The organism is Allobosea sp. GW821-FHT10B12, from assembly GCF_059415545.1.
Map to the genome: position 1 here is coordinate 868956 of NZ_JBWKNL010000001.1, position 22600 is coordinate 891555.

General features: G+C 66.2%; 21 protein-coding genes. 12 read left to right on the plus strand and 9 right to left on the minus strand.

What is annotated here, in order from left to right:
- Nucleotides 1-3: 3 nt before the first annotated feature.
- The 4 genes from AC07O0_RS04195 to AC07O0_RS04210 all read right to left on the minus strand — a co-directional run bounded on the left by AC07O0_RS04195 (nucleotide 4) and on the right by AC07O0_RS04210 (nucleotide 5219).
- Nucleotides 4-1806, minus strand: a complete 1803-nt coding sequence (locus tag AC07O0_RS04195) for a gamma-glutamyltransferase family protein (RefSeq protein WP_494620295.1) — start codon at nucleotides 1804-1806, stop codon at nucleotides 4-6.
- A 23-nt stretch (nucleotides 1807-1829) separates the two neighbouring features.
- Nucleotides 1830-2702, minus strand: coding sequence for an ABC transporter permease (locus AC07O0_RS04200; protein ID WP_494620297.1), 873 nt, complete (start codon nucleotides 2700-2702; stop codon nucleotides 1830-1832).
- Nucleotides 2702-3646, minus strand: a complete 945-nt coding sequence (locus tag AC07O0_RS04205) for an ABC transporter permease (protein WP_494620299.1) — start codon at nucleotides 3644-3646, stop codon at nucleotides 2702-2704. Before AC07O0_RS04205 ends, AC07O0_RS04200 begins: the two co-directional genes overlap by 1 nt.
- A gap of 67 nt (nucleotides 3647-3713) precedes the next feature.
- A complete protein-coding gene (locus AC07O0_RS04210) occupies nucleotides 3714-5219 on the minus strand; it encodes an ABC transporter substrate-binding protein (RefSeq protein ID WP_494620301.1) in 1506 nt (501 codons plus the stop codon).
- 356 nt (nucleotides 5220-5575) lie between these two features.
- Between AC07O0_RS04210 and otnK the strand changes: the two genes are divergently transcribed.
- From otnK to AC07O0_RS04225, 3 genes are all read left to right on the plus strand, one after another.
- The gene (gene otnK / locus AC07O0_RS04215; RefSeq protein WP_494620303.1) at nucleotides 5576-6841 is read left to right on the plus strand and encodes a 3-oxo-tetronate kinase; all 1266 of its coding nucleotides are present in this window, start codon (nucleotides 5576-5578) and stop codon (nucleotides 6839-6841) included.
- 82 nt (nucleotides 6842-6923) lie between these two features.
- Nucleotides 6924-8252: a malonyl-CoA decarboxylase gene (locus tag AC07O0_RS04220; RefSeq protein ID WP_494620305.1), complete on the plus strand. Its 1329-nt coding sequence runs from the start codon at nucleotides 6924-6926 to the stop codon at nucleotides 8250-8252.
- A gap of 37 nt (nucleotides 8253-8289) precedes the next feature.
- Nucleotides 8290-9819: a malonate--CoA ligase gene (locus AC07O0_RS04225; RefSeq protein WP_494620307.1), complete on the plus strand. Its 1530-nt coding sequence runs from the start codon at nucleotides 8290-8292 to the stop codon at nucleotides 9817-9819.
- 129 nt (nucleotides 9820-9948) lie between these two features.
- On the opposite strand, the gene AC07O0_RS04230 is transcribed toward AC07O0_RS04225, so the two are convergent.
- A complete protein-coding gene (locus tag AC07O0_RS04230) occupies nucleotides 9949-10719 on the minus strand; it encodes an MBL fold metallo-hydrolase (RefSeq protein WP_494620309.1) in 771 nt (256 codons plus the stop codon).
- A 226-nt stretch (nucleotides 10720-10945) separates the two neighbouring features.
- Nucleotides 10946-11500: an NADPH-dependent FMN reductase gene (locus AC07O0_RS04235; protein ID WP_494620311.1), complete on the minus strand. Its 555-nt coding sequence runs from the start codon at nucleotides 11498-11500 to the stop codon at nucleotides 10946-10948.
- A gap of 75 nt (nucleotides 11501-11575) precedes the next feature.
- On the opposite strand from AC07O0_RS04235, the gene soxR reads away from it, so the two are divergent.
- Nucleotides 11576-12037 carry a redox-sensitive transcriptional activator SoxR gene (gene soxR / locus AC07O0_RS04240; RefSeq protein ID WP_494620313.1) on the plus strand — a complete coding sequence of 154 codons (462 nt, stop codon included), beginning with the start codon at nucleotides 11576-11578 and terminating at the stop codon, nucleotides 12035-12037.
- 7 nt (nucleotides 12038-12044) lie between these two features.
- Here the strand turns inward: soxR and AC07O0_RS04245 are convergent, their stop codons facing one another.
- Both AC07O0_RS04245 and AC07O0_RS04250 read right to left on the minus strand, forming a co-directional pair.
- Nucleotides 12045-12845, minus strand: a complete 801-nt coding sequence (locus tag AC07O0_RS04245; protein WP_494620315.1) for a creatininase family protein — start codon at nucleotides 12843-12845, stop codon at nucleotides 12045-12047.
- Nucleotides 12846-12870: 25 nt separating this feature from the next.
- Nucleotides 12871-13530, minus strand: a complete 660-nt coding sequence (locus tag AC07O0_RS04250) for an NAD-dependent epimerase/dehydratase family protein (protein ID WP_494620317.1) — start codon at nucleotides 13528-13530, stop codon at nucleotides 12871-12873.
- A 231-nt stretch (nucleotides 13531-13761) separates the two neighbouring features.
- Here AC07O0_RS04250 and AC07O0_RS04255 point away from each other — a divergent pair, with 231 nt between their 5' ends.
- The 3 genes from AC07O0_RS04255 (at nucleotide 13762) to AC07O0_RS04265 (ending at nucleotide 16576) form a co-directional block, all read left to right on the plus strand.
- Nucleotides 13762-14790: an ABC transporter substrate-binding protein gene (locus tag AC07O0_RS04255; RefSeq protein ID WP_494620319.1), complete on the plus strand. Its 1029-nt coding sequence runs from the start codon at nucleotides 13762-13764 to the stop codon at nucleotides 14788-14790.
- A gap of 104 nt (nucleotides 14791-14894) precedes the next feature.
- Nucleotides 14895-15701 carry an ABC transporter ATP-binding protein gene (locus tag AC07O0_RS04260; RefSeq protein WP_494620321.1) on the plus strand — a complete coding sequence of 269 codons (807 nt, stop codon included), beginning with the start codon at nucleotides 14895-14897 and terminating at the stop codon, nucleotides 15699-15701.
- A complete protein-coding gene (locus AC07O0_RS04265) occupies nucleotides 15698-16576 on the plus strand; it encodes an ABC transporter permease (RefSeq protein ID WP_494620323.1) in 879 nt (292 codons plus the stop codon). Before AC07O0_RS04260 ends, AC07O0_RS04265 begins: the two co-directional genes overlap by 4 nt.
- Nucleotides 16577-16589: 13 nt before the next feature.
- Here AC07O0_RS04265 and AC07O0_RS04270 read toward each other — a convergent pair whose 3' ends face one another.
- Entirely contained in the window at nucleotides 16590-17480 is an 891-nt protein-coding gene (locus AC07O0_RS04270; RefSeq protein WP_494620325.1) for a hypothetical protein, read from the minus strand.
- A 101-nt stretch (nucleotides 17481-17581) separates the two neighbouring features.
- Between AC07O0_RS04270 and AC07O0_RS04275 the strand changes: the two genes are divergently transcribed.
- The 5 genes from AC07O0_RS04275 (at nucleotide 17582) to AC07O0_RS04295 (ending at nucleotide 22531) form a co-directional block, all read left to right on the plus strand.
- A complete protein-coding gene (locus AC07O0_RS04275; protein ID WP_494620327.1) occupies nucleotides 17582-18769 on the plus strand; it encodes an MFS transporter in 1188 nt (395 codons plus the stop codon).
- A gap of 22 nt (nucleotides 18770-18791) precedes the next feature.
- Nucleotides 18792-19937 carry an MlaE family lipid ABC transporter permease subunit gene (locus tag AC07O0_RS04280; protein WP_494620329.1) on the plus strand — a complete coding sequence of 382 codons (1146 nt, stop codon included), beginning with the start codon at nucleotides 18792-18794 and terminating at the stop codon, nucleotides 19935-19937.
- 128 nt (nucleotides 19938-20065) lie between these two features.
- Complete coding sequence (locus AC07O0_RS04285; protein WP_493686085.1) at nucleotides 20066-20779, plus strand: ABC transporter ATP-binding protein; 714 nt, start codon at nucleotides 20066-20068, stop codon at nucleotides 20777-20779.
- A 12-nt stretch (nucleotides 20780-20791) separates the two neighbouring features.
- A complete protein-coding gene (locus AC07O0_RS04290) occupies nucleotides 20792-21925 on the plus strand; it encodes an MlaD family protein (protein ID WP_494620331.1) in 1134 nt (377 codons plus the stop codon).
- 12 nt (nucleotides 21926-21937) lie between these two features.
- The gene (locus AC07O0_RS04295; RefSeq protein WP_494620333.1) at nucleotides 21938-22531 is read left to right on the plus strand and encodes an ABC-type transport auxiliary lipoprotein family protein; all 594 of its coding nucleotides are present in this window, start codon (nucleotides 21938-21940) and stop codon (nucleotides 22529-22531) included.
- Nucleotides 22532-22600: the final 69 nt, after the last annotated feature.

The window sequence follows — 22600 nt, forward strand, 5'->3', positions numbered from 1 at the left end:
TCCTCAGCGGCCGGCGGCGTAGGCCTGCATCAGACGCGGCGTCGCGGCGGCACGCAAGAGCCCGTTGGCGCTCTTCTCGGCTGCGGTGAGACGCCCGACAGTCCAGGCCGGAGCCCGCTCCAGCTCATGCCCGCGGCGGATAAGATCGGCCAGGACAGCCTCGCCGACGCTCTCTTCGACCGCGAGATGGCCGGGCCGCGCCTCGCGCGGATAGAAGGTCGAGGGGAAATGCTGGGTGTGGAACAGCGGCAGATCGATCGCCTCCTGCAAATTGAGCCCGTGATGCACCCGGCGCAGGAACATGCCGAGCTGCCATTGTTCCTGCTGGTCGCCGCCCGGTGTGCCGAAGGCGAGGCGCGGCTGCCCGTTCTCGAAGGCGATCGTCGGGGTCAGCGTCGTGCGCGGGCGCTTGCCTGGCGCGAGCGAGGATGGCAGCCCCTCTTCGAGGAAAAAGGCCTGGGCGCGCGAGTTCAGCGGGAAGCCGAGCTCGGGAATCACCGGCGAGGATTGCAGCCAGCCGCCCGACGGCGTCGCCGCGACCATGTTGCCCCAGCGATCGATCACGTCGATATGCACGGTGTCGCCGCGCTGCGAGGAGGCGACCATCGAGGCCAATGTCGGCTCGCCGACGGTCGCGCTGGTCGCGGCGCCATGCTGGCCGGCGATCCGGATATTGGCGAGCGCCTGCGCGACCTGGGCTTCGAAGCCCGGGACCGCGCCCGGGCGGATCTCCTTCGAGGCCTCATTACCAATCAACTCGCGGCGGCCACGGGCGTAATCCTCCGACAGCAGCGTCGAGAGCGGCACCTTCACGAAATCCGGGTCGCCGTAATAGGCTTCGCGATCGGCGAAGGCGAGCTTCATCGCCTCGGCGACATGATGGATGAATTCGGGGCTGGCCGGGCCCATTGCCGAGAGATCGAAGCCTTCGAGGATCTTCAGCGTCTGCAGGAAGACCGGGCCCTGACCCCAGGGGCCGATCTTGAAGACCTCCCAGTCATGGTAGGTCACGCTTGCCGGCGCTTCGTAATGCGGCGTCCAGCCGGCCATGTCCTGCGCGGTGAGCAGGCCCTTGTGCCGGCGGCCGGTCGAATCCATCGGCGCTTGCGTGCGGCAGAAGGCGTCCATCGCCTCGGCGACGAAGCCCTTGTACCAGGTGTCGTAGGCAGCCTGGATCTGCTTCTGGCGATCGCTGCCGGCGGCTTCCGCCTCGGCGAGAATACGCTTGTAGGTGTTGGCGGCAGCCGGATTGCGGAAGAGCTCGCGCCCCTTCGGGGCGTTGCCGCCGGGGAGATAAACCGCGCCCGATGTCGTCCATTCATTCGTGAAGAGGTCGCTCAGCCCCACGATCGTGTCGGAGACGCGCGGCAGCATCGGGTGGCCGTTCTCGAAATAGCCGATCGCCGGCTCCAGGACCTCGCGCAGCGGCAGCCGGCCATGGTCGCGCAGCATCGTCATCCAGCCGCCGAAGGCACCGGGGATCACAGTCGAGAGCAGGCCGTCGCCGGGGATGATGTCGATGCCGAGGTCCTTATAGGCCTTGATCGTCGCGGCCGCCGGTGCCGGCCCCTGGGCGCAGAGCACTTCGACCTTCTTCGTCTCGGCTGAATAGAACACCGCCGGCATGTCGCCGGCCGGCCCGACGAGATGCGGCTCGACCACCTGCAGCACGAAGGCTGCGGCGGCGCAGGCGTCGAAGGCGTTGCCGCCCTTCTCCAGCATCGCCATGCCCGACGCGGTCGCGAGCCAATGCGTCGAGGTGACGACGCCGAAGGTGCCGAGGATCTCGGGGCGGGTGGTGAACATGGGTGGTTCCTTAGGCAGTAGGATCAGGATTCTTTGGGATCGAGCGCGTCGCGCAGGCCGTCGCCGAGCAGGTTGAAGCCCAGTACCGCCAGGAAGATGGCGATGCCGGGCGCTACCGACATCCACGGCGCCTGCTCCATGAAATTCTTGGCGACGTTGAGCATCTGGCCCCAGGACGGGGAGGGCGGCTGCTGGCCGAGGCCGAGGAAGGAGAGGGCGGCTTCGAGAATGATTGCCTGGGCCATGAACAGCGTCGCCTGCACGATGATCGGCGAGAGCGTGTTGGGCAGGACGTGGATCAGCATCAGGCGCAGATCGCGCGCCCCGACCGATCGCGCCCCCTCGACGAAATCCTCGGCCTTGACCGTCATCACCTGGCCGCGCACCAGCCGGATGAAGATCGGCACCGCCGAGAGGCCGATCGCGATCATCGCATTGGTGAGCGAGGGGCCGAGGATCGCGGCGAAGGCGATGGCGAGGATCAGGAAAGGGCAGGCGAGCAGCGCCTCGGTGACGCGCGAGATCGCGATGTCGACCCAGCCGCCATACCAGCCGGCGGCAAGGCCGAACGGAATGCCGATCGCCAGCGCGATCGAGACCGAGACGATGCCGGCAAGCAGCGAGGTCTGCGCGCCATAGAACAGGCGCGAGACCTGGTCGCGGCCAAGCTCGTCGGTGCCGAACCAGTAGAGTTCCGAGGGCGGCTTGCGGATCGCGAGGAAGTTCGATTTCAACGGGTCGGCCAGCGGCAGGATCGGCGCCAGGATCGCCAGCAGGACGAAGGTCAGAACGAGGGCTCCGCCGATCAGTGCCGAGCGGTTGCGTATCAGCCGTCGCAGCACACCCGGGCGTGTCTGCAAGGGCCCGGTGGCGCCTGTCTCGATCGTGGCGCTCATCAGGCGTTCCTCAGGCGCGGATTGGCGAGGATATAGAGCACGTCGGCGAGCAGGTTCATCAGGATGAAGCCGAGCGCCGTGCACAGCACCACGCCCTGTACGACGCCATAGTCGCGGTTGAAGACGGCATCGACGATCAGCTTGCCGAAGCCGGGGATGGTGAAGACCTGCTCGGTCAGCACGGCGCCGGCCAGCAATTCACCGAACAGCAGTGTCGACAGGGTGATGATCGGGATGAGTGCGTTGCGCAGCGCATGGCGGTGGACGACGGTTTCCTCGTCGAGCCCCTTGGCGCGGGCGGTGCGGACATAGTCGGAGCGCAGCACTTCGAGCATGGCCGAGCGGGTGTGGCGCATGATGAAGGCCGAGAGCCCGCCGCCGAGGACGAAGGCCGGCATGATCAGGCGCTCGATTGCGGCCTTGGGATCGACGAAGATCGATTCGAAGCCCGAGGCCGGCAGCCATTTCAGCTCCACGGCGACAACAAGGATCAGCATGATGCCGAGCCAGAAATTCGGGATCGAGAGGCCCGACAGAGCGAGCGCGCTCGCCGAATAGTCGACGATCGTACCCTTGCGCCGCGCCGCGATGATGCCGGTTGGAAGCCCGATGATGAGCGCGATGATGATCGAGGCGGTGGCGAGCTGGATCGTCACCGGCAGCTTCTGCAGGATGAGGTTCAGCACTGGCTCGCCGGTGCGCAGCGAGCGGCCGAAATCGCCTTGGATCACCTGGCCGAGCCAGGCGAAGAACTGCACCACGATCGGGTCGTCCATCCGGTAGATTTCGCGCAGGCGGGCGATCACCTCGGGATCGCGCTCCTCGCCTGCGATGACGAGGAACGGATCGCCCGGCAATGCCCTCTGCAGGGCGAAGACGAACAGCGACACCAGGAACAGCGTCGGGATCGCAATCAGGACGCGGCGGCCGATCAGCGCGAACATGGCTGCCGGTCACCGTTGCAGGCCGGGAAGGGAGCGCGGCTGCGCTCCCTAGACTCGGGTGAACTTCTCACGACCGCTTCAATCCCGAGAGCCGGATCATCCCGTCGGGATTGATCACGAAGCCCTGGAGGTTGGAGCGCAGCGCGAAGAAAACGGTCTGGTTGTAGAGATAGACGATCGGCAGTTCGTCCTGGAGGATCTTCTGCGCCGCGTCATAGCGCTTCTTGCGCTCGGCGACGTCGTAGAGCGTGCGGGCCTCGTCGAGCAGCTTGTCGACCTCGGCATTGGAGTAGCGCCCGTCGTTCTGGTTGCCCTTGGTCGTGACGAACTGGTGGATGTTGCCGTCGGGATCGATGCGGCCGGACCAGCCGATCCGGCTCATCTGGAACTTGCCCTGCTGCTGGTCGCGCAATTGGCTGGCGAATTCGGTCGAGCGGATCTGGACGTCGATGCCGACCTCCTGCGCCATCGCCTGGATGACCTGGCCGAGCTGGGCGTCGACCGGATTGTTGGTGACGAAGAGCTCGACGCTGACCTTGGCGACGCCGGCTTCCTTCAGCAGGGCCTTGGCCTTGGCGACGTCGCGCTCCGGCACCGGCAGGGCGGCGGAGAGATACTGGTTGCCCGGGTTGAAGGGCTGGTTCATCGGCTCATAGAGCCCCTCGAACACGACCTGGCTCAGCACCTTGCGGTCGACGGCGAGCGAAAGCGCCTGTCGCACTCGCTTGTCCTTGCCCATGGGCTGGTTGGCGGCCTCGCCATGGCTGGTGTTGATGGTGATGCCCTGGTAGCCGAGATTGGCCGTGCTCTCGATCTTGAGGCTCTTGTCGGCCTTGGCCGACTTCACATCGGTCGGCGCCAGGCGCTCCAGCATGTCGAGCTCGCCGGCGCGCAGGTTTGCGAGGCGGACCGTGGTGTCGGGAATGGCGCGGTAGACGATCCGGTCGAACTGGTACTTGTCCGCTTCCCAATGCCCCTTGAACTTGTCCAGCACGATCCGGTCGTTCTGGACGCGCTCGACGAACTGGTAGGGGCCGGAGCAGATCGGCTTGGCGGTGATGTCGGGCCCGAGGCTCTTCGGCGACAGCATCATTCCGGCGCGATCGGTGAGCTGGGCTAGCAGCGTCGCATCGGGGCGCTTGAGCTTGAGGACGAGCGTTGCCGGATCGGGCGCGCTGACGCTCTCGACCGAGGCGAGCTCGGACTTCCGCAGCGAATCCGGCAGCGTCATCGCTCGTTCGAGATTGGCCTTGGCCGCCTCGGCGTTGAACGTCTCGCCGTCATGGAATTTTGCGTCGGTGCGCAGCTTCATCGTCAGCGTCAGCCCGTCGGCCGAGAACGACCATTCGGTCGCGAGCCGCGGGATGATCTTCAGCTCTGGATCGATGTCGACGAGCCGGTCGCACAGGCCCATGAAGACGATGCGGCCGACGAAGGTGCGGGCCTTGTGCGGATCGAGCATGTCGGGGTCCTCCTGGAGCCCGATCCGCAAGGTCGATGGTGATTGGGCTTGTGCCGGAAGCGCGGCGAGGCCAAGCATGGCCGCCGACGCCAGCAGAACGATACGTTTCATCGCTGTTCCCCTCATCGTTGTTTTGCTTTGACCTGGGCCCGTTGGCCGAGGCTCCATCGCTCTTGCGGCGATCCCGGAGCCCCGCGGGAGATTTTTGTTTGGTCCCATTCGGTACCAAGCTGGCGCATTTTTCGGTGATCGTCGATAGGCTCGGCTTGCCCCCGCCGAGCGTTGCCGCGAACATTCCACGACGCCGCGATTGGCGCAATGGATACAGTATGACGAATACCAGCCGCCGGCGCCTGCATGGCGGCAGGGCGGGCAAGGCCTGTCGCCGCTCGCACTAATTTTGGTATGCAAGATTTTCGCCGCGGATCGCTCATATGGTCGTGGGGAACGCAAGGAAAGGTCGAACGATGCTGCTGGGTGTGATTGCCGACGACATGACGGGCGCGACCGACGTCGCCCTGATGCTGAACCGCGCCGGGATGCGCACGGTCCAGGTCATCGGTGCCCCTGCCGCCGGCGCAACCCTGCCCGAGGCCGACGCCGTCGTCGTCGCGTTGAAGTCGCGTACCAATCCAGTCGCCGAGGCTGTGGCGGATTCGCTCGCTGCCTGCGAGGCGCTGCTGGCGGCCGGCGCGCGGCAGATCCTGTTCAAGTATTGCTCGACCTTCGATTCGACCGCCAAGGGCAATATCGGCCCGGTCGCCGATGCGCTGATGCAGCGCCTCAATGCCCATCAGGCGATCGTCTGCCCGGCTTTCCCGGCCAATGGCCGCTCGATCTTCCAGGGCTACCTCTTCGTCGGCGAGGTGCCGCTGCATGAGAGCTCGATGAAGGATCACCCGCTGACCCCGATGCGGGATTCCAACCTGATGCGATTGATGGGCGCGCAGACCGCGCACAAGGTCGGGCTCGCCTCCTATGCTTCCGTCAACCAAGGCGCCGCCGCCGTCCGCAAGCGCTTGGCCGAGCTGGCGGCCGACGATGTGCGCTATGTCGTCACCGACGCGCTCGATAACGGCCATCTGATGGTGCTCGGCGAGGCGATTTCGGAGCATGTGCTGCTCACCGGCGGCTCCGGCATCGCCATGGGCCTTCCCGAAAACTTCCGCAAGACTGGGCTGCTGCCCTGGCGCGAGACCGCGACGCATCTCTCGGCACCGGCCGGCCGCGCCGGCATCATCTCCGGCAGCTGCTCGACTGCGACACGCGGCCAGATCAAGACAGCGCTCGCGGCCGGTATCCCGGCACTGAAAGTCGATCCTCTGGCGCTGGCTGGCGGGCAGCAGACGGCGAAGGAGCTGGCGGATTGGGCCCTGGCTCAGCCGGCCGACAAGCCCTTCCTCGTCTATTCCAGCGACGACCCGGCCGAGGTCGCTTCGGTGCAGGACAAGCTCGGCCGCGACAAGGCCGGCGAGATCGTCGAGCATGCTTTCGCCGAGGTCGCTCGGCTTCTGAGCGCCGGCGGCGTCACCCGCCTGCTCGTGGCCGGCGGCGAGACCTCCGGCGCGGTCGTGCAGGGTCTTGCCATCCGTACGCTGGAGATCGGGCCGGAGATCGATCCCGGCGTGCCCTGGACCCGCGTCGTTGACGGGCCGGAGATGGTGGTGGCGCTGAAGTCGGGGAACTTCGGCGCGCCCGATTTCTTCCTCAAGGCCTGGGAGCTGTTGAAGTAGCGCGATCGTGTCGCGGCCTGTCGCGTTTGCACTGCGGTAAACTCGTATAGGATGGCGCTGGTAGCAGGCCTTGGGGGTGCAGATGGCGTTTCTTGGCGATCTCCTGACTAGCGTCGCCGATCGCGGCCGGGCGCTGATCAATTTCGAGCGCTTCGCCTCGAATCGCCGCCGACCGCTCGACAAGCTCTGCGAGGATCTGCTCTCGGGCCGCGGCGAGGCCTCGGGCATGGCGCTGGCGCAGGCCGTGCTCGACGATTGGGAGCAGCTCGACGAGCCCGGCCGGCTCGCCTTCTTCCAGCTGCTGCAGGAGCGCTTCGGTCCTGATCGCGAGCGGCTCGACGCCGCGCTGGAGCGTTATCGCGACAATCCCGACGCCGAGGCGATCGGCCAGCTCCATCTCGCCTCCGAGCCGCGCCGGCAGGAGCTCTTCCGCCGGCTCAATCTCGCGCCCGGCGGCACCCATGTGCTGGTGCGGATGCGTGAGAGCCTGTTCGAGGCGATGAAACAGGAGCCGGAGCTCAAGGCGGTCGATGCCGACTTCCGGCACCTGTTCGGTTCCTGGTTCAATCGTGGCTTCCTGGTGCTGCGCCGCATCGACTGGACCACTCCCGCCAATGTGCTGGAGAAGATCATCCGCTATGAGGCGGTTCACGCGATCAAGGACTGGGACGATCTGCGCCGCCGGCTCGAGCCAGCCGACCGGCGCTGCTTCGCCTTCTTCCATCCGCAGCTCATCGACGAGCCCTTGATCTTCGTCGAAGTGGCGCTGACCCGCGAGAGCCCGAGCCGCATCGTCGACGTGCTGAGTGAAGCGCGCGAGGTGCTGCCGGCCTCGTCCGCGACGACTGCAGTGTTCTATTCGATCTCGAACTGCCAGGAGGGGTTGCGCGGCATCTCCTTCGGCAATTTTCTGATCAAGCAGGTCGCCGAGGATCTGAAGCGCGAATTGCCGGGGCTCGACGTCTTCGTCACGCTGTCGCCGGTGCCGGGCTTCGCCCGCTGGCTCGGACCGGCGCTGGCGGAGCCGGCCGAACTGGGCCTGACCAATGAGGAAGCGGCGCTGCTGATCCAGGCGCCGGCCGAGATCGCGAAGCAGGACGAGGTCACCAGTGCCCGCCGCGACAAGCTCCTCGGCCAGATGATGGCGCAGTACATGCTGCGGGCCCGGACTTCTTCGGGCCGTGTGATCGACCCGGTCGCGCGCTTCCATCTCGGCAATGGCGCGCGGCTGGAGCGGATCAACGTCGGTGGCAATCTCTCCGATCGCGGTCTGCGCGAGTCGCATGGCGTGATGGTCAACTATCGCTACGAGCTCGACGACATCGAGACCAATCACGAGGCCTTCGCCAGCCGCAATACCGTGGTCGCTTCCTCCTCGGTGAAGAAGCAGTTGCGGCCGGCCAATAACTGACCAAAAACAACGGAAACGCCTGAAAGGACCCGAAATCATGGGCAATCATCTGTTCGACCTGATCAAGGCCCGCATGCCGGCGCCAACCGCGCCCTTCGCGTTCCTCGATGACGGCCGGACCTATACTTACGCCGACATGGTTGCGGTCTCCGCCCGCTTCGCCAATGCGCTGGTGGCGCTCGGCGTGAAGCCGGGCGATCGCGTCGCCGTCCAGGTCGAGAAGAGCATCGAGGCGCTGATGCTTTATCTCGGCACCGTTCGGGCTGGGGCGATCTTCCTGCCGCTCAACACCGCCTATACCCCGGCCGAGATCGAATACTTTCTCGGCGATGCCGAGCCGGCCGTCTTCGTCTGCGATCCCGCCAAGTCGGAGGCACTGAAGCCCTTCGCCGACAAGACCGGTGCGAAGCTGGAAACGCTCGGCGTCGGCGCGGGCAGCCTGCTCGACAAGGCCAACGCTGCTTCCGGCGAGTTCGCCGATGTCGCCCGCGGTGCGGACGATCTAGCCGCCATCCTCTACACCTCCGGCACGACCGGGCGCTCCAAGGGCGCGATGCTCAGCCATGACAACCTCGCCTCGAACGCGCTGGCGCTGGTCGACTACTGGCGCTTCACCAAGGGCGACGTGCTGCTGCACGCGCTGCCGATCTTCCACACCCATGGCCTCTTCGTCGCGACCAATGTGATCCTCTTCGCCGGCGCGGCGATGATCCTGCTGCCGAAGTTCGACCCTGAGCAGGTCTTCAAGCACTTGCCCAAGGCGACCAGCATGATGGGCGTGCCGACCTTCTATGTCCGCCTGCTCCAGGACCAGCGCCTGTCGAAGGAGGCGGTGAAGCATATGCGCCTCTTCGTCTCCGGCTCGGCGCCGCTGCTCGCCGAGACGCATCGCGAATGGCGCGAGCGCACCGGCCACGCCATCCTCGAGCGCTACGGCATGACCGAGACCAATATGAACACCTCGAACCCCTATGACGGGGACCGGGTGGCGGGCACGGTCGGCTTTCCGCTGCCGGGCGTCTCGGCGCGCGTCACCGATCCGGAGAGCGGCAAGGAGCTCGTCCGCGACGAGATCGGCATGATCGAGGTCAAGGGCCCGAACGTCTTCAAGGGCTATTGGCGCAATCCCGAGAAGACCGCAGCGGAGTTCCGTCCGGATGGCTTCTTCATCACCGGCGATCTCGGCAAGATTGACCCGGCCGGCTATGTCCACATCGTCGGGCGCGGCAAGGACCTGATCATCACCGGCGGCTACAACGTTTATCCCAAGGAGGTCGAGGCCGAGATCGACGAGATGCCGGGCGTGATCGAGAGCGCCGTGATCGGCTGCCCGCATCCGGATTTCGGCGAGGGCGTCACCGCCGTGGTGGTGGCCAAGGCCGGTTCGGAGATCTCCGCCGCAGGCATCGCCAAGGCTCTGGAGCAGCGCCTAGCCAAGTTCAAGTTGCCGAAGCAGGTCTTCATCGTCGCCGACCTGCCGCGCAACACCATGGGCAAGGTCCAGAAGAACCTGCTGCGCGAGCAGTACAAGGACATCTACGCCAAGCAGCTCAAGGCGGGGGAATAGGGGCCTTTCGTACTTGAATTCAGGTCGTCCCGGGTGAGTGAAGCGCAGACCCGGGACCCATGCCGGAACGGTTCAGGCATGGATCCCGGATCAGCCCGCTTCGCGGCTTGTCCGAGATGACAGCGTCGGTCAGGTGCCGGCGTGCACCGACGTCTTCAGCTCGATCGTCTCGCCATCGGCCGGGATCAGCAGCCGCTCGCGGCCGATGCCGCGGGCCTCGGCCGCCTCGCGCAACGCCTGCCGGCTGACGCTGGCATGGTCGAGCGCTTCCATATGGACGGCGACGATCGTCGCCTGCGACGCCTGCTCGGCCAAGTCGAGCGTCTGCTGCGCATCCATCACGATCAGCGTGCCGTCCCAGAGCGCGCCGCAGGAATGGGTGACGATCACGTCGGGTTCGGCCTTGGCGACGGCCTCCTGCAGCGGCGGATAAAGCACGCTGTCGCCGCACCAGTAGATCCAAGGCTCGCCCGGCGCTTCCAGGGTGAAGCCCATCACCTTGCCCATCACCTCGATGACCGGCCCGGTGCCGTGCTGCGCCGGCTGCGGCTTGACCACGATCGGGCCGATGCGGACGAAATGGTCGAGCGGCTCGACATTGGTGAAGCCGGCCGCCCGGATCGCCTCCTCGTTGCCGGGCTGGCAGATCAGCGGGATGTCCTTCGGGATACGCGCCTTGGCGACATCGTCGAAATGGTCGGCATGCAGATGCGAGACGATGACATGGTCGACACCGGCGAGGATCTCCTCGATCGGCTCGGGCAGGTCGACCATCGGGTTCTGCGACTTGCCGGCGATCGAGCGGCGGCTGAGTTTCTCGCCGAAATCCGGATCGATCAGCAGGGTCTTGCCGGCATAGCTCAGCTTGAGCAGGGCGTTGCGCAGGAGTTTGAGCTGCATGGCGGCTCCGCAGAAGGAGGGGTCGGTCCACCCGATCCTTCCCGGATGCCGCCGCTGGCACCAGTTCGAATTTGTGAAGCAAACTGCATCGCGGCGTTAGGTGCCTGCATTTTCAGGGAAATCTTCCACTGGCAGGTGTCCGGCCGATGAATTCGCCTCCGACAAGCTGCTGACACGGGAAAATCCCCGCGAGCAGCTATCGATATTGTGTCCTGCCAGAGGCCGCTCAGGCCGCGAACTGGCCGTAGGGCACGGTATTGCGGGCGGTCCGGAGCGCGCTTGCCCACCAATGCAGCTGGCCGAGCATGGTCGCCATTGCTCGCTCGGCGCGATCGGCATCGCGCAGGCGGCCGGTCTCGTCGAACTGGTCCCAGGCATTAGCGAAGCAGACCCCGTCCCGGATCGTCGCCGCGTGCAATTCGGCGAAGACAAGGCGCAGTTGCTCGACGGCGCGCAGGCCGCCCGAGACGCCGCCATAGGAGACGAAGGCGATCGGCTTGCCGCGCCATTGCGCGCCCGTGCCGTCGATCAGCGCCTTCAGCGGAGCCGGGAAGCTGCGGTTGTATTCGGGCGTCACCACGATGAAGGCATCGGCCCGGCCGAGCCGTTCCGCCTGTTCGGCGAGGTCGTGGGCGCCGGGGTCGACGCTCTCGACTGAGAAGGGGCCGTCGCCCTCGATCTGCGCGATCGTCCAGCCTGCGACCTTGGTGCACAGGCGCCCCTGGCGCGTGCTGCCATAGATCACGGCGACCTTGATCTGGGGGATGAGCGGGCGGTGCATGGGATGGCTCCGGGGGGCTGGCGATGCAGCGGAGCGACCTCTATAAGACCTCAAGTAAGGTTAAGGTCAAGCGTCATGAAGCACCCAGCCCGCAATCCCTTCACCGACGATCTCAGCGTCGGTCAGGTCGCGAGCCGCAGCGGCATCGCCGTCTCCGCGCTGCACTTCTACGAGGCGGAAGGGCTGATCCGCAGCCGCCGCAATGCCGGCAACCAGCGCCGCTATCCGCGCGAGGTGCTGCGCCGCGTCGCCATCATCAAGGTGGCGCAGCGCACCGGCATCCCGCTGAAGACCATCCGCGAGGCCTTCAAGGCGCTGCCGCAGGAGCGCACGCCGACGGCGGAGGACTGGAGCCGGCTCTCCGCCGCCTGGAAGGAGGAGCTTGAGCATCGCATCGACCGGCTGACGCGCCTGCGCGACCACCTCACCGATTGCATCGGCTGCGGCTGTCTCTCCGTGAGGAGCTGCCCGCTGCACAATCCCTGGGACGAGCTCGGCAAACAGGGCGCAGGGCCGAGGCTGCTCGATCCGGATTGACGCCGGCTCACTCTGCCTTGTGCAATTTCGCCAGCGGAAACCGCGCCACATCCGCCAGCAATTCGACGAAACCCGCGGCCTGGAATTCGGCCGTCGCCTTGCCTTTCTCGGCGGTGGCGAGGCTGGCATCGCCCGCCGCGCCGGACGAATGAACATCCTGCGCCATCCAGGCAAAGGGATGGGCTCCGGTCGGCCTCAGCCATTTGTAGCCCTCGTCCGCCATCTCGACCGTCCTCGGCACGAAGCGGCCGGCCTGGCTCATGTCGACGAGATCGGGCCGAAAATGCAGCATCAGCGAGGTCTCGATGTCGCCGGCATGGATGCCGTGCTTGGCGTCCATCTCGTCATAGAGCCCGGGCGGCAGGCCGAAACTGCTCCAGGAGGTCGAGACCGCGAACACGCCCTGGCTGACGCGGAGTTCTCGCGCCACAACCTTCATCGGGTCGACATTGCCGCCATGCGAGGTGACGAGCACGAGCTTGCGCAGGCCGGCGCGCTTCACGCTCTCGCCGATTTCGATCCAGCTTCGGATCGCGCTGTCCCAGGAGATCGTCAGCGTCCCCGGCGAATGCAGATGCTCGTTCGACTTGCAGATCGCCTGGGTCGGCAGCACCAGCACATCGAGCTCGGCCGGAACCTGCGGCATGGCGAGCGCCAGCATCGCGTTCATCACGGTGGTGTCGACCGAGACGGGCAGATGCGGGCCATGCTGCTCGATCGCCGCCAGCGGGAGCACGGCGATCGTCGCATCGGGCGAGAGGCCGGCGAAGTCGGTGGTCTTCAGGTCGCCCCAGAAACGCGCGCTCATGTCGTCTGTCCTTGCCGGCGGCAGTTCATAGCCGGTTGATGTCTTCGCATTCGAGGATCGGCTTGGGCGCGCCCACGCGGGCGGCCTTCAGCATCGCCTTGCCCAGCCGTTCGGTCGAGGTGACGTAGCGCGGGAAAGTCCGCTCGAGCCAGGGCAGGAGCGGGGCCGTAATGGCATAGCCGATACGGTAGAGCGTGGTGCGCGAGGTGATGCCGTGCATCGGGCGGATGCCGGCGGGCCGGAAAATGTAGACCGCCTTGAACGGCAGGCGGAGCAAAGCGTTCTCGGTCCTGCCCTTGACCCTGGCCCACATCACGCGGCCGCTCTCGCTGCTGTCGGTGCCTGCTGCGGAGGTATGGACGAACGCCATCGCTGGGTTGAGCCGAACAAGCGTCCGCGCCGCGGCGAGCGGTATGTCATGGGTGATCCGGCTGTAATCGGCCTCGCTCATCCCGGCCGAGGCGACGCCGAGGCAGAAGAAGCAGGCATCGAAACCGGTGAGCTCTGCTTCGATCGCCGAATAGTCGGTGAGGTCGGCATGGACGATCTCGCGCAGCTTGGCGTGGCTTTGGACCGTCGCCGTGCGGCCGATCGTGACGACCTCCTCGACGCCGGGGTCGTGCAGGCACTCGCGCAGAACGCCTTGTCCAACCATGCCGGTGGCGCCGAAGATCAGGGCTTTCATGGCGAAGACGTTTTCAGCTGGATTTCCCGCCGCAGGACATCACCGGAGACGGCCTTGGCTGATCACAGCATAGCCGGCGAGCGGCGCGATGGAAGCGCTGCTGCCGCCTGTGTGCAGAACGCTGGCGCACATTCACATGACGGCCTTGGCCGTGGCATACAAGCTGCTTGCCGGCCGCAGGTATCGCGCAGCCCGGCGACAGGTTCGCGACATGATGGAGGGGGTTCGGCCATGACGATGAAATATCGCCTCGACCGGCGCGCTGCGCTCGGCTTGCTCGGTGGCTCGGCCGCCTCGGTGCTGATCCCGGTGCCCGGCGCGCGCGTCAACGCCCAGACCCTCGACAAGGTCAGCTACCAGACCAACTGGCGCGCCCAGACCGAGCATGGCGGCTTCTACCTCGCCGCGGCCAACGGCATCTACAAGAAGTACGGCCTCGACGTCGAGATACGCCCCGGCGGTCCGCAGCAGAACCCGACCCAGCTCCTGCTCGGCGGCCGCGTCGACATGATCATGGGCAATTCGCTGGAGGCGCTGAGCTTCGCGCAGGAGAACCTACCCTTCCTCTGCATCGCCTCGATCTTCCAGAAGGACCCGCAGGTCCTGATCTCGCATCCCGGCCAGGGCAACGACACGCTCGCCGCCCTCAAGGACAAGCCGATCCTGATCGCGGCGCAGGCCCGCGTCGGCTTCTGGCCGTTCCTGAAGCTGAAATTCGGCTATCGCGACGAGCAGATCCGGCCCTACACCTTCAACATGGCGCCGTTTCTCGCCGACAAGAAGCTGACTCAGCAGGGCTTTTTGTCCTCCGAGCCCTTCGTGATCCGCAAGGCCGGCGTCGAGCCGGTCGTCCATCTCCTCGCCGATGCCGGCTTCGAGAACTACAACACCACCATCACGATCTCCCGCAAGATGGTGCAGGAGAAGAAGGAGATCGTGCAGCGCTTCGTCGATGCGACCGCCGAGGGCTGGGCTGAGTACATGAAGGGCGGCCCGAACATCGCCGCCGCCAACGCCCGGATCCTGAAGGACAATCCCGACATGGATCAGGAGAAGATCGATTACGCTCTCAAGGTGATGAACGAGAACGGCATCGTCGTCTCCGGCGACGCGCGCACCCTCGGCATCGGTGCCATGACCGATGCGCGCTGGGCGAGCTTCGCCAAGACCATGACCGAGGCCGGCGTCATCCCTGCAGGCGTCGACGTCAAGAAGGCCTACAGCCTGGAGTTCATCAACAAGGGCGTCGGCAAGCCCTGAGAAACGTCATGCTCGGGCTTGTCCCGAGCATCTCTTGCCGGAGATTCTCGGGTCTGCGCTCCGCCCGAGAATGACGGCCTTTTGCAAACTGGATCATCAGGCCTTTGGACACAGCCTATCTGAGCACACCTCCGGCGACAGGCGACAAGAGCGGAACTCCGCTCGTCTCGATCCGCCGGGTCTCGAAGCAGTTCGCCAACGGCACCATCGCCGTGCGCGACGTCGATCTCGACCTCGGCGCCGGCGAGTTCGTCAGCCTGCTCGGCCCGTCCGGCTGCGGCAAGTCGACCTTGCTGCGCATGATCGCCGGGCTGGGCAGCCCGTCCACCGGCACGATCGACTGGCCCGGTGCGGGCGAGGGTAAATCGGAGCGCGATCTCGGCTTCGTCTTCCAGGACCCGACGTTGATGCCCTGGGCCAATGCGCTCTCCAACGTCATGCTGCCGCTGGTTCTGAAGCACGTACCGCGGCGGGAGGCCGAGGAGCGCGCGGCCGAGATGCTGGCGCTGGTTGGACTGAAGGGTTTCGAGAAATCCTATCCGCGCGAACTCTCAGGCGGCATGAAGATGCGGGTCTCGATCGCGCGCGCTCTGGTGATGCGGCCGAAGATCCTTCTGATGGACGAGCCTTTCGCCGCGCTCGACGAGATCACCCGCCATCGCCTCAACGACGACCTCCTGAACCTGTGGTGGCGCGAGCGCTTCACCGCCGTCTTCGTGACCCATTCGGTCTTCGAGTCGGTCTATCTCTCGCAGCGCATCGTGGTGATGGCGGCGCGGCCCGGCCGTGTCATGGCAGATCTCGACGTCTCCGCGCCCTATCCACGCGACGAATTGTTCCGGACCTCGGCCGAATACGCTCACCTCTGCCGGCTCGCCTCCGGCAAGCTCAAGGAGGCGATCGGCGCATGAGTTCTCCATCCGCGACCTCCGTGCCGCATGACGGCACCGACGCCGAAGCCCGCCCGCTTGCCCTCGCCGAGCCGACCATCCTCGGCCTGCCGGTCAGCTTCTGGCCGCGCATCCTCGCGCCGATCTTCGTCGGCATTCTGGTGCTCGGGCTCTGGGAGTTCGCCGTGCGCTGGAACGAGGTGCCGTCCTATGTGCTGCCCGGGCCGCTCCTGGTCGGCCAGACGCTGATCGCCGACTGGGGCACGCTCTCCACGTCGCTTTGGGTCACCTTGCGCATCACCTTCATGGCGCTGGCGGCGGCTGTCATCGTCGGCGTCACGCTCGCGGTGCTGTTCACCCAATCGAAATGGCTGGAGATGGCGCTTCTGCCCTATGCGGTGATCCTGCAGGTGACGCCGATCGTCGCGATCGCGCCGCTGATCATCATCTGGGCCGGCGACATCAACCTGTCGCTGCTGATCTGCGCCTGGATCGTCGCCTTTTTCCCGATCCTGTCGAACACCATCCTCGGGCTGAACTCGGCCGACCACAACCTGATCAATTTCTTCCAGCTCCACGGCGCGACGCGCTGGCAGACCCTGCGCCATCTCAAGCTGCCGGCGGCGCTGCCCTATTTCCTCGCCGGGCTGAAGATCTCGGGCGGGCTCGCGCTGATCGGCGCCGTCGTCGCCGAATTCGTGGCAGGGACGGGTGGTTCGGAGTCGGGATTGGCCTACCGCATCCTCGAGGCCGGCTATCAGCTCAAGATCCCGCGCGTCTTCGCCGCGCTGCTGATGATCTCGCTCTCGGGCATCGCCATCTTCCTGGCGACCAGCCTGGTCTCGCACCTCTTGCTGCGACGCTGGCACGAGAGTGCGCTGAAGCGCGAGAACTGAGCGCGGAGAGGACCTAGCCGAAGAAGCGCAGTCGGTCTTCGACCGGCAGCGAGCCAATCGCCCGCAGATCAGCCTCCGAATAGCTGAACTCGATCCGGGCCGAGCTGGCTGGCGCTGGGATGGAGATCGTCTCGGCCGCTGCGCCGACATCGGTGAAGGCGATATCGTCCTCGGCGGCCTGGATGCTGCCGCGTCGGCGATAGGACTGCGTCGACAGCCGCAAGCCGGCCTCGTTCAGGGGCGCGCGCTGCTGCGTGCCTGCCTCGACCACGTCGATGTCGCCGGGATCGGTCGCAGCCCGTGGAGCGAGCGGCGTGCGGACCTCCGTCGGCACGGCGGGGACTTGTGGCGGCGCGTCAGCCAGGGTGTAGCCGGTATCATCTACCGCTGCCCGCAGGCTCGCATCGAGCATGGCAATGGTGTCGGCGACCTTTTCGATCTGGTTGGCGCCAGCCTCGATCACCGTGGTTGCGCCATAGATCTCGGTCGCACGTCGGTCGAGCCGGTCGCAAAGGTCCGGCTCAGAGCCCGACTCGCGCAGCGTCCAGGCGATTTCCTGGATCGCTTCCGCCGACTCCAGGATGCCTGATGCGGTCTCCTGAATGCGGGCAGACAGGCGCGAAGAACTGCCGCTGACTCCGGCGCGGTCGAGGTCGTCGCGCAGTTCGGCGATCGCACGCGCCGTTTCCGAGAGGTCCGGGGCAAGCTCCGTCGCCGCGATGGGAACGGTGCAAAGGCGCTCGAGACGGGCGATCGCCGAAAGCACCATCTCGGTGTCGGCCTGCCGGTTGCGCCTTGCATACTCGGCCAGGAACCAGCGACCGCGCCCCGTTTCCATCACGGCGGCGGCGATCGCGTCATAGTCGGCCGCGCTCAGCGGTGATAGCGAACGCGCGTCGCTCATGGCCAGGCTGCTCTCCATGGGCTGGCCGAATCGCGTTTCGCCGGCCGAAGATGCCCCCTGCGAACTTGCTGATGATTCTTTAAGAAATCGCTGCCACGGGCATGTCACCGCCTCTCCGGTCCGGATTCTCGCGCCTGCTGGCTGTGCGCCTGTCGCTCATGCACGCGCTGAATTTCCTCGGCGTCGGCTTCTATTTGCCGTTCTTCCCGGTCTGGCTCGGCTCCAAGGGGCTGAGCGATGTCGACATCGGCTATGTCTTGGCGATCCCGATCCTGGTCCGCGTCTTCGTCGCTTCATCTGTGACCGGCCTCGGTGACCGGTTGCGCCCGAACATCCTGCTGGCGCTGCTCAACGCGCTGGCGGCAATCATCTATTTCGCTCTGGCGCAGCAGGCGCTGCTCATCCCGATCGCGGTGCTGACCGCGCTGAGCGCCATCGCGTTGTCAGGCGTGGTGCCGCTCGCTGATGTCCTGACCACCGAGCAGGTGAAAGCCGGGGCGCTGAAGGATTATGGCCGCGTCAGGCTCTGGGGCTCGGTGACCTTCGTGCTCTCGAACCTTGCCGGCGGGTACCTGATCGCGCGGTACGGTGCCTGGCTGATCCCGTTCGTCCTCGCCGGCAGCAGCTCGCTCGCGGCGCTCGCCGCCCTGCAGGCACCCTCTCCGCCGGGGGGAAGCTCGCCGACGATCCGGCAGGGTGCATCTCCTGCCGGTTTCAAACTACCCTTCTGGCTCGCGGTCGGCGCGGCGGCCTGCGTCAACGCCACCCATGCGGCCCTCTATGCCTTCGGTTCGCTGCATTGGCGCAGTCTCGGCTTCAGCGACCAGGCGATCGGCTGGCTCTGGGCGGTCGCGGTCCTTGCCGAAATCGTGGTCTTCCTCGTCGCCGGCAGCATCGCGGCACGAGGCCTCGCCGGCCTGCTCTGGATCGCGCTCGCGGCGGTGGCGGCGGCGCTGCGCTTCGGGATGATGAGCGCCGATCCCGGCCTCGCCGTTACCTTCCTGCTGCAACTCCTGCACGGCGCCACTTTCGGCTGCGCCCATCTCGGCTCGCTGGCGGCGCTTTCGGCGCTCGCTCCGGAGGCCCGGCGTGCAGCAGCGCAGGGCCGCTTGGTTGCCGCCGGTGCACTGGCGATGGGGCTGACCACTATTTTCTCCGGCTATCTCTATCGTCTGTTCGGGCCGGGCGTGTTCCTCGCCATGGTGCCGGTCGCGCTACTCGGGCTCATCCTGGCGGCGCTTGCTATCCTTCGGGCACGCGGCGATACAGGCCGTGGGGGCCGAATCTGAGTGTGGGAGCTGGCGATCCGTCATGGCTGTCGTCGACGACGCTGAGCCGCAGGCGGTCTATCGTGATGATGGTGGCGTTCTCGTCGTGGCGCTGGCCGGGCGCTGGAGCGTGGGACGAGCGCCGCGTCTCGAGGCCCTGACGAGTGAGCTGGTCGAGCGCATCGGCAGCGTGCGCCAGGCCCGACTCGATCTGTCGGCAATCGAGCGCCTCGACACGCTCGGCGCCTATCTGCTCGGGCAGGTCAAGCAGGAAGGCGAGGCGAAGGGGGCGTCGGTCGAGCTGACCAGCCGCCGTCCCGAGCACGAGGTGCTTCTCGCCGAGGTCGAGCGCGACGTCACCGATTATCAGCCGCCGGTCCGCCCGATTGGCCTCGTCACTGTCCTCGTCGACATCGGCCAGGGCGTGATGCGCTTTGGCCGCGATCTGGCCGGTGGTGCCGTCTTCCTCGGCGAGGTGATGGCGGGCTGCGTCGGCGCCTTGTTCGGGCCAAGGCGGTTCCGTGGGCCGTCGCTGGTCAATCAGGTCGAGCTGATCGCCTTCAACGGCGCGCCGATCATCATCCTGATCTCGTTCCTGGTCGGCTGCATCGTGGCGCAGCAGGGCATCTTCCAGCTCCAGCGCTTCGGCGCCACCGCCTTCGTCGTCAACCTGACCGGCATCCTCGTCCTGCGCGAGCTCTCGGTGCTCCTGACCTCGATCATGGTCGCCGGCCGTTCGGGTTCTGCCTTCACTGCCGAGATCGGCTCGATGAAGATGCGCGAGGAGATCGACGCGCTCCGGGTGATGGGGCTCGACCCGATCGAGGTCTTGGTCGTGCCGCGCATCCTGGCGCTGATCATCGCGCTGCCGATCCTGACTTTCATCTCGGCCATGTCGGGCCTCGTCGGCGCCGGGTTGGTGAGCTGGCTCTATGGCGGCATCGGCCTCGACACCTATCTCGATCGCCTGAAGTCGGTGATCACCTGGCAGCATTTCGCCGTTGGCCTCATCAAGGCCCCGTTCATGGCGTTCGTGATCGGCCTGATCGCCTCGATCGAAGGTCTGGCGGTCAAGGGTTCGGCCGAATCGCTCGGCCATCAGGTGACGGCGTCGGTGGTGAAGGCGATCTTCATGGTCATCGTGGTCGACGGGCTTTTCGCCATGTTCTTCGCCTCGATCCGGATGTGAGGGGCGGAGCGATGCTCGACAGGCCTTCTCAGACTGGCCCGCGCGGGCCGCAAGGTGCCGCCGGGCCGGAGCCCGAGGCAGTGATTCGCGTCCGCGATCTCAAGGTTGCCTTCGGCGACAAGGTGATCATGGACGGGCTCGATCTCGACGTGATGCGCGGCGAGATCCTCGGCTTCGTCGGCGGCTCCGGCCAGGGCAAGTCGGTGCTGACCCGCACCATCCTCGGCCTGGTGCGCAAGCAGCGCGGCACCATCGAGGTCTTCGGCGAAAACGTCGACAAGCTCGATCCGAACGGCCGACGCCGGCTCGAGCGCCGCTTCGGCGTGATGTTCCAGCAGGGGGCGCTGTTCTCGGCGCTGACCGTCAAGCAGAACATCCAGGTGCCGATGCGGGAATATCTCAAGCTCTCGCCAAAGCTGCTCGAAGAGCTTGCCATGCTCAAGGTCGAGATGGTGGGGCTGAAGCCCGATGCAGCCGACAAGGTGCCCTCGGAACTGTCCGGCGGCATGATCAAGCGCGCGGCGCTCGCCCGGGCGCTGGCGCTCGATCCCGAGATCGTCTTCCTCGATGAGCCGACCTCGGGCCTCGACCCGATCGGCGCCGCCGAGTTCGACGAACTGATCATGACGCTGAAGCAGACTTTGGGCCTGACGGTGTTCATGGTAACCCATGATCTCGACAGTCTTTATGTAGCTTGCGACAGGATTGCCGCCTTGGCGGACAAGCGTGTCATCGCGGTCGGTCCGCTCGCCACCATGCTGGCCTCCGATCATCCCTGGCTGAAGGCGTATTTCGGCGGCGAACGCGCCCGCGCCCGCATGCCCGATCAAACGAGGACGTGACGGACGCTCGCGATGGAATCCCGTGCGAACTACGCCCTGGTCGGCCTCTTCACGCTCGCGGTGATCGCGGCGATGTTCGGCTTCGTCTACTGGTTCGGCAGCGGCGGCGGCGGCCGCAAGCAGGATGTCCGGGTGATCTTCACCGGCACCGTGACCGGCCTGGGGCGCGGCTCCAGTGTGCTCTTCAACGGCCTGCGTGTCGGCGAGGTTAAGCAGATCGGCCTGCAGCCGGATGACCCGCGCCGCATCTTCGGGGTGATCGAAGTCGACAATACGACGCCGCTGCGGGTCGATACCCGCGCCCGCATCGAGGCGCAGGGGCTCGCCGGTGTGGTCGCGCTGCAGCTGATCGGCGGTGAGCCTGATGCTGCCGTGCTGCAGGCGAAGCCTGGCGAACCGCTGCCGACCATCACCGCCGAGCGTTCCGAATTTCAGGATATTATCGAATCGGTCCGCAATGTCGCGAAGAAGGCCGATGAGGTGCTCGGCAACCTCGACGGGCTGATCAAGGAGAATTCCGGCTCGATCACCAACACCGTCCGCAATGTCGAGAAGTTCTCGCAGGCGCTCGGCGACAACTCCGGCAACATCGACAAGCTGATGACGAGCTTCGGCCAGATCGCCGACACGATCGCGCCGCTCTCGCAGAAGCTCGGCACGCTGAGCGAGGAACTGACCGGGGTCGTGCGTTCGGTCGATCGTGCCAAGATCACCGGCATCATCGACAATGTCGACAAGTTCACCGCGGCGCTGGGTGGGTCCAGCAGCGAGGTCTCCAAGGCGGTGAAGGACGTCGCCTCGATCACCGACAAGCTCAACCGTGCCGCTGATCAGGTCGAGGGCGTGCTCAAGGCGGCGCAATCCTTCCTGAACACGCAGGACGGGCAGGGCGCTTTCGCCGAGGTCGCCAATGCCGCGAAGTCGATCCGGGTGCTGGCCGATAATCTCGACAAGCGCACTGCCGAGATCACCAGCGGCATCAACCGCTTCACCGGGCCGGGGCTGCGCGATCTCGAAACGCTGGCCTCCGACGGCAAGCGCACGCTCGGCGATCTCAACCGCGTCCTGCGCAATGTCGAGCGCAATCCCCAGCAGTTCATCTTCGGCGGCCGTCCGCCGCTTCCCCAATACAGCGGATCGCGCTAGCCCGTTATGACCATGCCGATTCTGCCCCCGCTGCTTCGTGGCCGTCTGCGCGCCCTGTCCATCGCGGCGGCAGGCTCGTTGCTGCTGGCCGGCTGCGGCGGCGGATCGGCGCCGACGACCTACGACCTCTCGGCGCCACGCGATTTCGGCCGCATCGGCGGGGGTGGGGGCGTGCTGATCGTCGCCCAGCCAACGGCGGTGCAGGCGCTCGATTCCGATCGGCTGATCGTCAAGGATTCGAGCGGCGCGCTTTCCTTCCTCGGCGGGGCGCAATGGGCCGACCGGGTGCCCAATCTGGTCCAGACCCGCCTGATCCAGACCTTCGAGAACGGCAGCCGCATCGCCGCCGTCGGCCGGCCGGGCGAACGCATCGTGCCCGACTTCCAGCTCAACACCGATATCCGCGCCTTCAATATCGACGCCGCCAGCGGCCAGGCCGTGGTCGAGATCACCGCCAAGCTGATCGGCGATCGCACCGGCAAGGTCCAGCGTGCCAAGCTGTTCTCGGCACGCGTGCCGGCGGGCGCCGAAGGGGCAGGAGCGGCGCAGGCCCTCGACCAGGCCCTCTCGCAGGTGCTGATCCAGATCGCCCGCTGGGCGCGCTGAGGGAACAAGCCTGGCAGCCAGAGGCACTCTCCAACGCCCGCTAGCACAGAAAAAGGCCGCCAATTGGCG